The sequence below is a fragment of the Amycolatopsis umgeniensis genome, from assembly GCF_014205155.1.
Classification (GTDB): domain Bacteria; phylum Actinomycetota; class Actinomycetes; order Mycobacteriales; family Pseudonocardiaceae; genus Amycolatopsis; species Amycolatopsis umgeniensis.
Window position 1 is genome coordinate 1,146,784 of the sequence record NZ_JACHMX010000001.1, and the last position, 13,855, is coordinate 1,160,638.

General features: G+C 67.8%; 15 protein-coding genes. 5 read left to right on the top strand and 10 right to left on the bottom strand.

The window, feature by feature from the left end; translation table 11 throughout:
• Window positions 1-82 precede the first annotated feature (82 nt).
• Window positions 83-1,396: a cation:dicarboxylate symporter family transporter gene (locus HDA45_RS04930; protein ID WP_184905305.1), complete on the top strand. Its 1,314-nt coding sequence runs from the start codon at window positions 83-85 to the stop codon at window positions 1,394-1,396.
• An 82-nt stretch (window positions 1,397-1,478) separates the two neighbouring features.
• Window positions 1,479-2,051 carry a DUF6000 family protein gene (locus tag HDA45_RS04935; RefSeq protein ID WP_184892249.1) on the top strand — a complete coding sequence of 191 codons (573 nt, stop codon included), beginning with the start codon at window positions 1,479-1,481 and terminating at the stop codon, window positions 2,049-2,051.
• On the opposite strand, the gene HDA45_RS04940 is transcribed toward HDA45_RS04935, so the two are convergent.
• Window positions 2,041-2,442 carry a winged helix-turn-helix transcriptional regulator gene (locus HDA45_RS04940; protein WP_184892251.1) on the bottom strand — a complete coding sequence of 134 codons (402 nt, stop codon included), beginning with the start codon at window positions 2,440-2,442 and terminating at the stop codon, window positions 2,041-2,043. The genes HDA45_RS04935 and HDA45_RS04940 overlap by 11 nt on opposite strands.
• A 93-nt stretch (window positions 2,443-2,535) precedes the next feature.
• Here HDA45_RS04940 and HDA45_RS04945 point away from each other — a divergent pair, with 93 nt between their 5' ends.
• Window positions 2,536-3,945 carry an MFS transporter gene (locus tag HDA45_RS04945; protein WP_184892253.1) on the top strand — a complete coding sequence of 470 codons (1,410 nt, stop codon included), beginning with the start codon at window positions 2,536-2,538 and terminating at the stop codon, window positions 3,943-3,945.
• Here the strand turns inward: HDA45_RS04945 and HDA45_RS04950 are convergent.
• From HDA45_RS04950 to HDA45_RS04965, 4 genes are read right to left on the bottom strand one after another with little or no spacing between them, the layout of a single operon-like run.
• Window positions 3,924-4,628, bottom strand: coding sequence for a carbon-nitrogen hydrolase family protein (locus tag HDA45_RS04950; protein WP_221471015.1), 705 nt, complete (start codon window positions 4,626-4,628; stop codon window positions 3,924-3,926). The two genes, HDA45_RS04945 and HDA45_RS04950, sit on opposite strands and share 22 nt — an antisense overlap.
• A gap of 9 nt (window positions 4,629-4,637) precedes the next feature.
• Window positions 4,638-5,111, bottom strand: a complete 474-nt coding sequence (locus tag HDA45_RS04955) for an SRPBCC family protein (protein WP_184892255.1) — start codon at window positions 5,109-5,111, stop codon at window positions 4,638-4,640.
• Window positions 5,108-5,818, bottom strand: a complete 711-nt coding sequence (locus tag HDA45_RS04960) for an anti-sigma factor family protein (protein ID WP_184892257.1) — start codon at window positions 5,816-5,818, stop codon at window positions 5,108-5,110. The genes HDA45_RS04955 and HDA45_RS04960 overlap by 4 nt, the downstream gene beginning before the upstream one ends.
• Window positions 5,815-6,366, bottom strand: coding sequence for a sigma-70 family RNA polymerase sigma factor (locus HDA45_RS04965; RefSeq protein WP_184905309.1), 552 nt, complete (start codon window positions 6,364-6,366; stop codon window positions 5,815-5,817). Before HDA45_RS04965 ends, HDA45_RS04960 begins: the two co-directional genes overlap by 4 nt.
• Before the next feature lie 280 nt (window positions 6,367-6,646).
• Here HDA45_RS04965 and HDA45_RS04970 point away from each other — a divergent pair, with 280 nt between their 5' ends.
• On the top strand, window positions 6,647-7,285 hold the full coding sequence (locus HDA45_RS04970; RefSeq protein ID WP_184892259.1) for a fibronectin type III domain-containing protein: 639 nt from the start codon (window positions 6,647-6,649) through the stop codon (window positions 7,283-7,285).
• 109 nt (window positions 7,286-7,394) lie between these two features.
• Here HDA45_RS04970 and uvrA read toward each other — a convergent pair whose 3' ends face one another.
• On the bottom strand, window positions 7,395-10,250 hold the full coding sequence (gene uvrA / locus HDA45_RS04975) for an excinuclease ABC subunit UvrA (protein ID WP_184892261.1): 2,856 nt from the start codon (window positions 10,248-10,250) through the stop codon (window positions 7,395-7,397).
• 77 nt (window positions 10,251-10,327) lie between these two features.
• Complete coding sequence (locus HDA45_RS04980; RefSeq protein WP_184892263.1) at window positions 10,328-11,551, bottom strand: acyltransferase family protein; 1,224 nt, start codon at window positions 11,549-11,551, stop codon at window positions 10,328-10,330.
• A 108-nt stretch (window positions 11,552-11,659) separates the two neighbouring features.
• Between HDA45_RS04980 and HDA45_RS04985 the strand changes: the two genes are divergently transcribed.
• Window positions 11,660-12,337: an MBL fold metallo-hydrolase gene (locus HDA45_RS04985; protein ID WP_184892265.1), complete on the top strand. Its 678-nt coding sequence runs from the start codon at window positions 11,660-11,662 to the stop codon at window positions 12,335-12,337.
• Window positions 12,338-12,420: 83 nt separating this feature from the next.
• Here the strand turns inward: HDA45_RS04985 and HDA45_RS04990 are convergent, their stop codons facing one another.
• The 3 genes from HDA45_RS04990 to HDA45_RS42275 all read right to left on the bottom strand — a co-directional run bounded on the left by HDA45_RS04990 (window position 12,421) and on the right by HDA45_RS42275 (window position 13,683).
• Window positions 12,421-12,825 (bottom strand): PIN domain-containing protein, encoded by a 405-nt coding sequence (locus tag HDA45_RS04990; RefSeq protein ID WP_184892267.1) that lies wholly within the window; start codon window positions 12,823-12,825, stop codon window positions 12,421-12,423.
• Window positions 12,818-13,096, bottom strand: a complete 279-nt coding sequence (locus tag HDA45_RS04995) for a type II toxin-antitoxin system Phd/YefM family antitoxin (protein ID WP_184892269.1) — start codon at window positions 13,094-13,096, stop codon at window positions 12,818-12,820. The genes HDA45_RS04990 and HDA45_RS04995 overlap by 8 nt, the downstream gene beginning before the upstream one ends.
• A gap of 260 nt (window positions 13,097-13,356) precedes the next feature.
• A complete protein-coding gene (locus HDA45_RS42275) occupies window positions 13,357-13,683 on the bottom strand; it encodes an alcohol dehydrogenase catalytic domain-containing protein (protein WP_246480607.1) in 327 nt (108 codons plus the stop codon).
• Between the last annotated feature and the right edge of the window lie 172 nt (window positions 13,684-13,855).

Below are 13,855 nucleotides of genomic sequence, written 5' to 3' on the forward strand. Positions count from 1 at the left end.
ACCGGCAATCCCACGGACACCCCCTGAGCTGGAGGCAAAGGTGCCTACAACGCCCGAAGCGGCGCCGCGTCGCCGAGACAAGATGCACTACCTGTACCTGGCCGTGATCGCGGCGGTCGTCCTCGGCGTCATCGTCGGGTTCGCCGCGCCGGGTCTGGCCAAGGAACTCAAGCCCCTCGGCACCGGATTCGTCAACCTGATCAAGATGATGATCTCCCCCATCATCTTCTGCACCATCGTGCTCGGCATCGGATCGGTGGCGAAGGCCGCGAAGGTCGGCAAGGTCGGGTTGCTGTCGCTCGGCTACTTCCTGATGATGTCGACCTTCGCACTCGCGATCGGTCTCGTCGTCGGCAATCTCCTGCACCCGGGTGAGGGCCTGCACCTCGACCCCGCCGCCGCCGCGAAGGCGCACACACAGGCCGAGGGCGCCGAGGGCACCGTCGACTTCCTGCTCGGCATCATCCCGACCAGCTTCGGTTCCGCGTTCACCGAAGGCCAGGTGTTGCAGACGCTGCTGGTGGCGCTGCTCGCCGGATTCGCCGTACAGAAACTGGGCACCAAGGGCGAGCCGATCCGCCGGGGCATCGAGCACATCCAGCGGCTCGTGTTCCGGATCCTCGCCATGATCATGTGGGCCGCGCCGGTGGGCGCGTTCGGCGCGATCGCCGCGGTGGTCGGCGAAACCGGCTGGGGCGCGCTTCGCAGCCTCGCCGTCATCATGATCGGCTTCTACCTGACCTGCCTGGTGTTCGTGTTCGGCGTGCTCGGCTCTGTCCTGTGGCTCGGCGCGCGGGTCAACATCTTCACCCTGCTCCGCTATCTCGGCCGCGAGTTCCTGCTGATCCTGTCGACGTCGTCGTCCGAGTCGGCCCTGCCGCGGCTGATCGCGAAGATGGAGCACCTCGGGGTTTCCAAGCCCGTCGTCGGCATCACGGTCCCCACCGGGTACTCGTTCAACCTCGACGGCACGGCCATCTACCTCACGATGGCGACGCTGTTCATCGCCAGCGCGCAGGACCAGCCGCTGGGCGTCGGAGAGCAGATCTCCTTGCTGCTGTTCATGATCATCGCGTCGAAGGGCGCGGCGGGCGTGAGCGGCGCCGGGATCGCCACCCTCGCGGGCGGGCTCCAGTCGCACCGGCCGGAACTGGTCGACGGTGTCGGATTCATCCTCGGGATCGACCGGTTCATGTCCGAGGCCCGCGCGCTGACCAACTTCGCGGGCAACGCCGTCGCGACCGTCCTGGTCGGCACGTGGACCAAGGAGTTCGACCGCGACCAGGCCAACCGGGTCTTCAGTGGCCAGGCCCCGTTCGACGAAGCCACCCTGATCGACGATCACGCCCCGGACGCGCCCGAGGTCGAAAGGGAGAAAGCCGTGGCGGGCACGTAGCTCCCGGCGACAGACCGGAACCGCGGTGCGAGGGTCCCCCGTCCTCGCACCGCGGTTCTTCGTTTTCTGGAAAACTCCGAGCATGCCGGACGCCATCGACCGTTACGTGCCCGCGCGGTATTCGAAGCTCCTGCACGGCAACTTCGCCGGGATGATGAGCGGCGCCGAACGCGAGCCCTTCCTACGGGACCTGGTCGAGGACGCCGCGCGGATCACCGACGAGGACCTGGCGTTCCTTTTCGACGCCGGCTGGCGGGAACGGATCACCGCCGCCTGGCTGATCGGCGCCGACCGCCGCACCGCGTGGCGCGGACGCCTCCGCGAACTGCTCCTGGAGAGCGGGATGGTCTTCGCCGGACAGGGCTACTGCTTCGCGCTGGCTCGGTTCGGCACCCTCGCCGACGCCGAGATCCTCGTGTCCTATCTGGACCACTACCTCGCGCGACCGGACCTGCGCTACGACCAGGAGTGGGCGCTCGCGGCCCTGCACCACATCGACGCCGACCTCCGGACGGCCTACACGTCACGCTATCTGCGTCCGGGCGGCCTGTGGGAAAGCTGGTCCGAGAAGAACAGCACGGACCTGCCGTTCCACAAGTGGTACTTCGACATGCTGTGCTCGCACGTCCAGCGAGCGGTGCACGTCAGGCGCTGACCCGCTCGTCGTAAACGACGCGGGACGCGGCGATCGAATCGCGGTGGCGCTCCGCCCAGTGCAGCAGGCCACTCAGCGACGCGTACAGCTCCTTCGCCATCGCCGTGGCCTCGTACTCCACCTTCGGCGGCACTGTCGGGTACACGGTGCGCACGAGCAGGCCGTCGCGTTCGAGGTTCCGCAACGTCAGCGTGAGCATCCGGCGGCTGATCCCCTCCACCGATCGCTCCAGTTCGGTGAACCGCACCGGACCGCGCGTGGCCTCCAGCAGGATGCCGATCGCCCACTTGCCGCTGATCCGGTTGATCACCTCGAGCACGGTGCACACCTCGAGTTTTTCCGGATCGACCACCCTGGCCTGCGCGGTCACATCGGTGTTCCCCTGGGACATGGAAGTGCCTCCTTCCGGCAGGGAACAGAGTCACACAAGATGGGCGCTGTTACAAGTGATGCACCAAGGCATCACCTGGAAAAAGGGATTCAAATGCCCCAGCGCGCTCTCGCCCTCGCCGTTCTTTGCGCCGTCTCGCTGATGGTCGTCCTCGACGGCTCCATCGTCGCCGTCGCGCTGCCCGCGATCCAGAACGACCTCGGCTTCACGCCGTCCACTCTGGCCTGGGTGGTCAACGCCTACCTGATCGCCTTCGCCGGACTGCTGCTGTTGTCCGGGAGACTGGGCGACCTGATCGGCCGGAAACGGGTCTTCTCGGCCGGGCTCGGCGTGTTCACCCTCGCTTCTCTGCTGTGCGGGATCGCGCAGGACCAGACTCAGCTCGTCGTGTTCCGCTTCCTGCAAGGCGCGGGCGGCGCGCTCGCGTCAGCGGTCGTGCTCGGCATGATCACCACGCTTTATCCGGAACCGCGGGCACGGGCGAAGGCCATCGGCGTCTACAGCTTCACCCAGGCCGCGGGCGCGTCGATCGGGCTCATCGCGGGCGGCACGCTCACCCAGCTGCTCGACTGGCACTGGACGTTCTTCGTCAACCTGCCGATCGGCGCCGTCGCCCTGGTGATGGCCGCCCGGCTGCTCGCGGACGATCGGGGGCCGGGGCTGCGCGGCGGCACCGACGTCACCGGCGCCGGACTGGTCACCGGCGGGCTGATGCTGCTGATCTACACGATCGTCAAGGCCGAGGAGTACACCTGGGCCGACACCCGCACGCTCGGACTGCTCGCGGTGTCGCTGCTGTCGCTCGCCGGATTCGTACTCCGCCAGGCGAAGGCGCGCGAACCGTTGCTGCCGCTGCGGATCTTCCGTGTCCGGGCGGTGTCCGGGGCGAACTCGGTGATGGTCCTGATGGTCGCCGGGCTGTTCGGTTTCCAGTTCATCACCGCGCTCTACCTGCAGCGGGTGCTCCTGCTCGACGCGTTGAGCACCGGATTCGCCTTCCTTCCCGCCCCGGTCTCGATAGCGGTGATGTCGCTGGTCTTCGCCGAGAGGCTCAATCACCGCTTCGGCGCGCGAACGGTACTCGTCACCGGGCTTTCGGTGGTCGCGCTGGCGCTCGGTCTCCTCGCCATGGTCGAGGCGGACGGCGACTACGCGACGGACGTCCTGCCCGCGCTCGTCTTGATGGGCGTCGGGTTCGGCGTGGCGATGCCCGCGTTGATGGGGCAGGCGATGTCCGGCGTCGCCCCCACCGACGCCGGGGTCGCTTCAGGCTTGATCAACACCACACAGCAGATCGGCGCGGCGATCGGTACCGCGGTGCTCGCGACCGCCGCCGCGTCCCGCACCGGATCCCTGCTGACCGAAGGTGCGGCAGCGCCCGAAGCACTCACCAGCGGGTACAGGACCGCGTACGCATTGAGCGCCGGGCTACTCGCTCTCGCCGTCTTCGTCGCGGCCGCGGTCCTGCGCAACCGGAAGGCTCAGGAGGCGATCGTCGCGTAGGCCCATTCGGAGACTTCGCCGCCGAGCCGCACCTCGGCGGCGCCTCCGGGTTTCCAGACCCCGCTGCCGCCGAACGCGGCCATCCCGCCGGTCTTGCCGGAATACTGGGAAAGCACCACCCACATCCCGTGTCCGGCCGCCACGCCGACCTGATCCAGCAGCCGCTGCTCCTGGCCGTCGCTGAAGAGCGCACTGAGCACGTAGACCTCGGCGCCGACTTCGGCGAGTTCCCTGGAGTGATCCGGGTTGGCGGCGTCGAGACAGATCGCGAGACCGAGGCGCTTGCCGCCGACGTCGATGATCACCTGGCGATCGCCGGCGTCGAACAGCTCTTCCTCGCTGTTGTGCAGATTGCGTTTCGCATAGGTGGCAACGGTTTCCCCGTCCGGACCGAGGACGAGCGAGCCGATGTACCTGCGGCCGTCCTCCACGAGCGGAAGCCCGATGACGGCGTGGACACGGCGGGCCCGGCAAGCGTCGCGGAGCGGTTCGAGGCGTGGATCGTCCTGGGCCAGCCAGAGTCCCGGATCGGCGGCGAGCGCCTCGAACTCCAGGCCGGTCAGGGAAAGTTCGGGGAAGACACCGAGGTCGGCCTCCGCGATCCGGAGGAGCCTCGCGTGTTCGGCGATGTTCGCGGACAGATCCGCGGGGACGGTGAACGGCTGCACGGTGGCGACACGCATGGCCGGAGCCTAACCCGCCGATGCCCCCAGATACCCCTGTAATCCGTGTTGCCCGCGTCGCATCATGAGCGCGTGGTTGATCCGGAATACCGGCCTGGCGATGCGATCGAGCTTACGCAGCAACGGTTTCCGCGCTTCGACCTCTTGAGTGATCTCCAGCCTGGTGCCGCTGTCCACCGGGATCAGGGCGCCGGCCAGCATCCCCTCCAGGTCACCGCTGAGCAGGACCCGCACCCGGCCCTCGCGCTCGTCCTGCCGATCGCGGTGCATCCGCACTGTCAACGCGTACGGAAGCCGGGAGCGGCAGACGAGCTCCGCGGTGTCCTCGTCGACCTGGCTGACCGAACGGACGTCACGCCACCACAACGGATACGCGGCGAGGTCGACGACGGCGTCGAACACCGCCTTGGGTGAAGCGGGAAGCACCCACGTGTCGCGGAAGCGGTATCGACCGCCTCCGCGACCCGTGAGCGAGCCCGTCATGCCTGCGCCGACACCAGGTTCCGGCCGTCCATCGTCACGACGTCGACCGAAGCAACGTCGGCGGGAGCGACCAGTGCGGAACCGTCGATCCCGGTGCCTTCCTTCTCGCCCTTGGCCGACACCAGCCAGCTGCCCGCGTTGACCCGCTCACCGCTCTTGGTCACCACGACGAGCTGACACTTCTCGCCCTCACGGACGCCTTCCGCCTTCGCGTGGAGCCGGACCCAGCCCGCGGCCGGGACGACCCGGACAGCCAGCTGTGCCCCCGTGTCGCGATCGGTGGCCGCGAGATCGCGGGTGCCTGCCACCGGGGTGGTCACCGTCGGCACCGGCAAGGCCACCGTGGACGGTTCCGGCGACGTCTGCCGTCCGACCAGCACGCCCGCGCCCAGTGCCACCACGACCAGCACGGCCGCACCGGCGACGGCGAGAAGCCGTCGAGGCTTGCGTTCCTGAGTGCCTTCTTCGTCGCGGACCTGACGCAACGTGCGCTGCAGGAGCAGGTCGCCTCCGTCAGGAGGTCCTTCGAGGAACGCCTCCGGCGGCACCTCGTCGAGGTGATACCGAAGCTCCCCCAGCTCACGCACCTCACGGCGGCATGCGGGGCAGTTCGCCAGATGTGTTTCGAACGTGGCCGCTTCCGCCGGGGTCAACCCGCCGAGGACGTAGGCGGCGAGCTGGCCCTGGTCGTGTCCCACCGTGCTCATCGCGCTACCTCCTTCCCGGTTCCCGACATCACGGCTCTGAGCGCCCGTAACGCGTAATAAGATCTCGACTTAACGGTACCCGGGGCCACGCCCAGGGATCTCGCCGCTTCGGCCACCGTCCGGCCCCGGTAGTAGATCTCCACCAGGACCTCACGATGTTCCGTGGACAGGCCGTCCATCGCCCCGAGCACGGCCATGGAATCCACGACGCCTTGCGCGTGGTCCTTCGACACCGCGGGGGTCGGCACGCCTTCTTCGGGCTCCGCCACTTCCGGCGGCCGCGCCGCCCTGGCGCGGGCGCGATCGGTGATGATGTTCCGGGCGACCGTGAGCAGCCAGCCCCGCACCGATCCCTTCGCGTCGTTCTCCAGGTCTTCGGCATGTTTCCAAGCCCGGACCAGGGTCTCCTGCACGACGTCCTCCGCGGCCGCGCGGTCCCCGGTCAGCCTCGTCGCGTACGCCAGCAGGCTTCGCCCGTGTTCGGCGTACAAGTGCCGGACCAAGTCCTCGCCTTTGGCCTTTTTGGGCCGCCAGCCTCCGATCGCCACTCGTGTCCTCCCGACGGTCTTCTGGGTCGGCGAGGACAGTACTGCAACCCGCAGGGGGAGAGTGGATCGTTCGGCGCGCGCCGCGATCGAACTGTGCATCGGCACCGGCCTCTCCTCGGTTCTCCATGCCGCCTCCTCTTGCCTCCCACACGGACGGTGCGTCGATGCGGTTCAACCGGGTCTTGTCCGGGTCTTGTCCGGGGCTTGTCGATCACCGAAGGCGCTCGTATGCTGACGCCTCCGGACTCCGCCGCCGCCTGATTCCCGGGAGGGACGAGGCGTGCCAAGGAAACTCGCGGCCGTTCTGCTGGCGGTGGCCTTCGCGGCGGGTTGCGGTGCCGAACCCGGTTTCACCGCGACGCTGACGGATCCGGTGAACGTCGACCTGAGCTGGCCCGACGACGATCCGGACGTCGCGGGCCGGATCGTCGAATACACCACCGATCCGCACGGCGAATACACGATCCTGCAGTTCGTGCCGCCGAGGCAGACGACCTACCGGCATCCGGACCTGATCCCGGAAACGCGGTTCTACTACCGGATCCGGCCCTTCTACGGAGCCGTTTCGGAGGCCATCACGGTTTCCGGGCCGCTGGTTTCCGGCTCGGCCGGGCCGGCGGTCTCGCTGCGCACGGGTGGCCAGGCAGCCGCTCCGGCGGCGTTCCGGGCGGAACCTGGGGCCGAAGAGATGGTGCGGTTCACCTGGGCCGACCGATCCAGTGACGAGGACGGTTTCCTCGTGGAGATCAGGAAACCCGGCGCTCCGGATTTCGTGCCGATCGAGATGTCCGATCCGGGGACGACGTCGGCGGGGCTCGCTTCGATGCCCGGCGAAGCAGGGGCCTCGTACCGGCTGCGTGCCTTCTACTACGGGCCCGCGTCACCCGTGCTGGACCTCGTGAGTGGTAGGGACGGTTAGAACCGAGAGTGCCTTGGGTCTGGGTGCTGTTGTTCGTGAGTCCCGGTCCGTGAAGGGCTCCTTGCCTACCCTGAAGGTAGGGAAGGAGGCCTTCACGGACCTCGGGACCTCAAGCGAGAACGGACTTCAAAAACTCGCCGGTGTAGCTCTCGTCCACGGAAGCGACCTGCTCCGGCGTGCCCTCCGCGATCACGGTGCCACCGCCGGAACCACCCTCGGGGCCCATGTCGATGACCCAGTCCGAGGTCTTGATGACGTCGAGGTTGTGTTCGATCACGATCACCGTGTTGCCCTTGTCCACCAGCCCGTTGATCACGCCGATCAGCTTGCTGATGTCCTCGAAGTGCAGACCGGTGGTCGGCTCGTCGAGAATGTACACGGTCTTGCCGGTGGACCGCTTCTGCAGTTCGCTGGCGAGCTTGACGCGCTGCGCCTCACCGCCCGACAGCGTCGGCGCGGGCTGCCCGAGCCGGACGTAGCCGAGGCCGACGTCGACGAGGGTGGCCAGGTGCCGGTGGATCGCCTTGATCGGCTCGAAGAACTCGGCCGCTTCCTCGATCGGCATGTTCAGCACGTCCGAGACGGTCTTGCCCTTGTAGTGCACCTCGAGGGTCTCCCGGTTGTACCGGTCGCCCTTGCACACCTCGCACGGGACGTAGACGTCCGGCAGGAAGTTCATCTCGATCTTGATCGTGCCGTCACCGGCGCACGCCTCGCACCGGCCGCCCTTGACGTTGAAGGAGAACCGGCCCTGCTGGTAACCACGCACCTTCGCCTCGGTGGTCGCGGCGAACAGTTTGCGCACGTGATCCCAGACGCCGGTGTACGTCGCCGGGTTGGATCGCGGGGTGCGGCCGATCGGCGACTGGTCGACGCGGACCAGCTTGTCGACGCCGGCGAGACCGTTGACGCGCGTGTGCCGCCCCGGCACCTGGCGGGCGCCGTTGAGCTTGTTCGCCAGCACGGTCGCGAGGATGTCGTTGACCAGCGTGGACTTCCCGGAACCCGAAACACCGGTGACCGACACGAGACAGCCGAGCGGGAACGACACGTCGAGACCGCGCAGGTTGTGCTCGCGCGCGCCGACGACGGTCAGCTGACGCTTCTTGTCGATCGGGCGCCGGATCGCCGGGACCTCGATCTTGCTGCGGCCCGAGAGGTACGCGCCGGTGATGGATTCCTTGTTCTTCAGGATCTTCTTGTACGGTCCACTGTGGACGATGTGGCCGCCGTGCTCACCGGCGCCGGGGCCGATGTCGACCACCCAGTCGCTGGAGCGGATGGTGTCCTCGTCGTGCTCGACGACGATCAGCGTGTTGCCGAGGTCGCGCAGCCGGACCAGCGTCTCGATCAGCCGGTGGTTGTCGCGCTGGTGCAGCCCGATCGACGGCTCGTCCAGCACGTACAGCACGCCGACCAGACCGGAGCCGATCTGCGTGGCGAGCCGGATGCGCTGTGCCTCGCCCCCGGACAGCGTCCCGGAGGCACGGTCGAGCGAGAGGTAGTTGAGGCCGACGTCCAGGAGGAAGCGCAACCGCGCCTGGATCTCCTTGAGCACGGCCCCGGCGATCACCTGCTCGCGTTTGCCGAGCTCCAGCTCGTCGAGGAACTGCGAGGCTTCGGCGATCGAGAGCGCGCAAACCTCGGCGATCGACCGGTCGCCCTGCGTCTTGTGCTCGAGGGTGACCGCGAGGATCTCCGGCTTGAGCCGCGTGCCCTGACAGGCCGGGCACGGCACCTCGCGCATGTAGCCCTCGTACCGCTCACGCATGTACTCGGACTCTGTCTGCTCCTGGCGCCGCTCGAGGAACGGGATGACGCCCTCGAAGGCCGCGTAGTACGAACGCTGGCGGCCGTAGCGGTTCTTGTAGCGGACGTGGACCTGCTCGTCGACACCGTGCAGAACGGCTTTCTGGACCTTCGCCGTCAGCCTGCGCCACGGGGTGTCCATCCGGAAGCCGACGGTCTCCGAAAGCGACTCCAGCAAGCGGATGAAGTAGTCCGCGCTCTGGCCGCCCGCCCACGGCGCGATGGCGCCCTCGCCGAGGGACAGCTCGTCGTCCGGGACCACGAGTTCCGGGTCGACCTCCTTGCGGACGCCGATACCGGAGCATTCGGGGCAGGCGCCGTAGGGCGCGTTGAAGGAGAACGACCGCGGCTCGAGGTCCTCGATCGCCAGCGGGTGGCCGTTGGGGCAAGCCAGGTTCTCGGAGAACCCGCGCACGCGGTGCGGGTCGTTGTCCGGCAGGTCGACGAACTCCAGCTCGATCAGGCCGTCGGCCAGCCGGAGCGCCGTCTCGACCGAGTCGGTGAGCCGCTGCCGTGAACTCGTCTTCACCGAGAGCCTGTCGATGATGACGGCGATCTGGTGCTTTTCCTGCTTCTTCAGCTTCGGCGGCTCGGTGAGCGGGTGGATCGTCCCGTCGACCACGACGCGCGCGTAACCCTGCTGCTGCAGGTTCTCGAAGAGGTCGAGGTACTCCCCCTTGCGCCCGCGGACGACCGGGGCGAGCACCTGGAAGCGGGTGCCCTCCTCCATGGCGAGCACCTGGTCGACGATCTGCTGCGGGGTCTGCTTGCTGATCGCCTCGCCGCACTGCGGGCAGTGCGCCTTGCCGGCGCGGGCGTAGAGCAGGCGCAGGTAGTCGTAGACCTCGGTGATGGTGCCGACGGTCGAACGCGGGTTGCGCGAGGTGGACTTCTGGTCGATCGACACCGCGGGCGACAGGCCCTCGATGAAGTCGACGTCCGGCTTGTCCATCTGGCCGAGGAACTGGCGCGCGTACGCCGACAGCGACTCGACGTAACGGCGCTGCCCCTCGGCGAAGATGGTGTCGAAGGCGAGGCTCGACTTTCCGGACCCGGACAGACCGGTGAACACGATCAGGCTGTCGCGGGGCAGGTCGAGATCCACTCCGCGGAGGTTGTGCTCGCGGGCGCCGCGAACAACGAGGCGATCAGCCACGCCAGGGTCCCTTCAGGTTTCATTCTCAGCTGCGGTCGCCGTCCCGGTCGATAGCTGCACGGGCGGCCTCTTCCATGCTACGAGGCACCACCGACAGAAACTGATTCCGAGTCCTTGACCTGCGGTTTTCCAGGATTCTCGCGTCGATCCCGGCGAGCGGTGAGCCACCGGTGGACCGGCCGTTCCACGCCCGCGGTGATCGCCCAGCCCCCGAGTACGGCGGCGGCCAGCACGATGGGGAGACGCAGCCAGCCGGGGACGCCGACGTTCAGCAGGGCACGGGCCAGGATGTAACCGAGTTCCTGGTGCACCAGATAAAGACCATACGAGATGCCCGCGAGCCAGGTGACAGCCGGGGCGACCCGGGTGAGGCCGGGGAAGCGCCAGTCCGGCCCCCGCGCCGCGAGACACACGGCCAGCAGCATGATCGCGAACCCGGCGAGCGACGGCCAGCGTTCGGGATCATTGGGCAGGGCCTGGTGGAACGGGAAGACCTGCAGGTCCTGCGCGGCGCAGGCGGCGAGCAGGAAGAGCGCGAGATGCCAGTGCGCCAGCCGTCGTTTCGCCCACAGCCAGATCGCGATCCCGATGGCGAAGACGTGGACGCGATGCAGGCCCAGGCCGTAGAAGAAGGTCTCCGTGAGTTTCGACGTGGACACCGGGTCGAACACGACGAACCGGAGGAAGAGCGGGATCAGGATCAGCGCCCAGAGCAGCCCGACGGTGAGCCGGTGCGTGCGCCACCGGCGTGGCCACAGCAGCGCCGCGGCGATGAACGCGACGAGCTGGACCGGCAACGTCCAGTAGGCGCCGTCGAGGTAGTAGAAGAGTTCGTACCGCCAGCCCCACTCTTGGACCATGCCCAGGTTGGCGAGCAGATCGGAGCCTGTCGGGACGTACCAGGGCGACGGATCCGACGGTGGGCCCTGCGGGACGCCGAAGAGGAAGCCGGTGACGCCGGGCGGGAACGGCAGGCCGCTGAACCGGATCGTCGCGTACCGCGCGACGACATAGGTGACGGCCACCGCGACCAGATACGCGGGCACCAGCCGCGCGACCCGGTTCCACAGCCACCGCCGAGGTTCACCCTTTCGAAGGCTCGCGCACACGAAGAAGGCGGAGATCACCAAAAGGATGGCCGCACCGAACTGAGCGGTGACCCGAAAGGGGTACCCCACCAGTTCCGGATGCAGGAGAGCACCCTGATGGGTGACGTGCCCGAGCATGACCGCGAACACGGCGACCACGCGGAGGACGTCCCAGCTGATCTTGCGCGGAGCGCGCGGCGAGGCGTCGGGCACGGTGGTCCTGTGGTTCGGCTTGGCGGGGCGACGCGAGCCTACGTCCCACTCCTGTGCGTCGCCTGTGCGGGTGGAACCGATTGCAGGCGAACGACTACCGTGTGCGGTGTGAACATCGTCGAGACCTACACCGGGCACGTCGAGCCCGGCGGTGACGCCGCCCGTCGCACCCTGGACGCACTCACCATCACGAAGCTGTCTGTCGGTCCGATGGACAACAACGCGTATCTGCTCGTCTGCCGCGCCGAGAACGAAGCACTGCTGATCGACGCCGCGAACGACCCGGAACGGATCTCCGACCTCATCGGCCACGGCCCCGACCGGCCCGCGCTGAAGACCGTCGTGACCACCCATCAGCACCAGGACCACTGGCAGGCCCTCGGCGCCGTCGCCGGCGCGAACGGCTCGAACACCGCCGCCCACCCGCTGGACGCCGAGCCGCTGCCGATCCCGCCGGACTTCCTCGTCGAACACGGCGACACGGTCAAGGTCGGGCAGATCACCCTCGAGGTGATCCACCTGCGCGGCCACACCCCCGGCTCGATCGCGCTGCTGTACCGCGACCCGGCCGGGCACCCGCACCTGTTCACCGGCGACTCCCTGTTCCCGGGCGGGGTGGGGAAGACGAATTCGCCGGAGAAGTTCAAGTCGCTGGTCGACGATGTGGAGTCGCGGATCTTCGGTGAACTGCCGGATGAGACGTGGTTCTACCCGGGGCACGGGGACGACTCGACTCTTGGTGAGCAGCGGCCGCACGTGGCGGAGTGGCGCGAACGCGGCTGGTGAACTGAAGCGTTTCGGAACGGGGCCGCCTACCCAGTAGGCGGCCCCGTTTTCGTTGCAGGACGGCTAAATCCGGAACGCACCCGTCAGACACCGACGACTTCGACCATGCTGCCCAGGCCTTTGAAGTCGTCTTCGTTCCGGGTATAGAGCGGCAATGCTCGCGAAGACGCTATGGCGGCGATCATCAGATCCATCCGCCGAGGCTTCGGATCCCGGTTCGCCGCGAGAACCAGCGCGACCAACGTTCCATACCGCGCAGCGGCGTCACCGTCGAACGGAAGCGGGGCGAAGTCGACGATCGCGGCACCGAGTTTCTCGGTGCGCGCCGCGCGGACCGCGCCGTCCTTCGCCATCGCCACCCCTTGATGGAGCTCAGCCACGGTGACGGCGGTGAGCTCCGGGATCTTGGGCAACGTCGCGGGGTCAAGCAAACCAAGGTCGATGTAGGTGCAGGTGTCGAGCACGCCTGCCTCGTGACGCTCAGCCACGGCGCTGCTCCCACACGTCGCCAGAATCAACACGGTCTTCAGTTCCGAAGAACCCGTCAGCTTCTTGCCGCATCTGAGCCGCCTCGACCCTGGGCAACCCACGATGCCGCTGGACCAGTTCCTCGGCGGTCAGGCGCCGTCTACGCGGTATCGGCCGCAGCTCAGCCACTTCGACACCGTTGCGGGTGACATGGTAGATCTCGCCGGCCTCGACGGCGTCCATGACGGCGGCGGAGTTGTTGCGAAACTCGCGCTGAGTGATCACCTTCATGAAAGACAAGTGTAGCGATGTGTAGCTCGACGGGCTACACGCTTCGCCCGGCCGGGGCCAACGAAGAGGAAGTGGCCCCTCGCGTTCACGCCCCACGCGGCGAGCAGGTTCCAAAGTTCGGGGATGTCCACAATGGACACAACACGCCTCGGTCGGCGAAGATCCCGGGGCTGCGGGCGAGAATGTACCCACCCAGATCGCGGACCCGCGACACCTAGTCACCGGCCGAGAAGTCGATCGCGCCGTCGGCTCCGCGCGGACTAGCGGGCGACCAGGGGCCTGGTCGACCACATGGAACTCGGCATAGGTCCCACGGGCGCCAGGCACCAGACCTCCTCCCCTGACTTGAAGTCACCTGCCCCTGGGCCGCTCTCGACCACCACGCCGGACACGTTGTTGCCGATCACCGCGGGCAGTGCCACCTGGTCGCGGTAGTCGCCGCGCCGGGCCTGCAGGTCGAGAGGGTTCACGGACGCGGCCAATACGCGCACCAGCACTGACCGGGCCTGGGAGTGGGCCTCGGCAGCAGCTCCACGCGCATCGAAGTCGACATGCGTCCATCTCGCGACGGATGAACTGTGCGGCATAATTCCCCTTGACCGTTCACCCCGAGGAATCGACCGCTCAGCTCAAGGTCGCCTCAATGAACCTCAGGGCAGACCTGAGCTTGACGAGCGCTCACTCGAGGGGCTTGAATGGTGAAGCCCCCGCACCACTAGGTACGGGGGCTTCGCCGAAGCGGCGACGCGCGCCACTCCT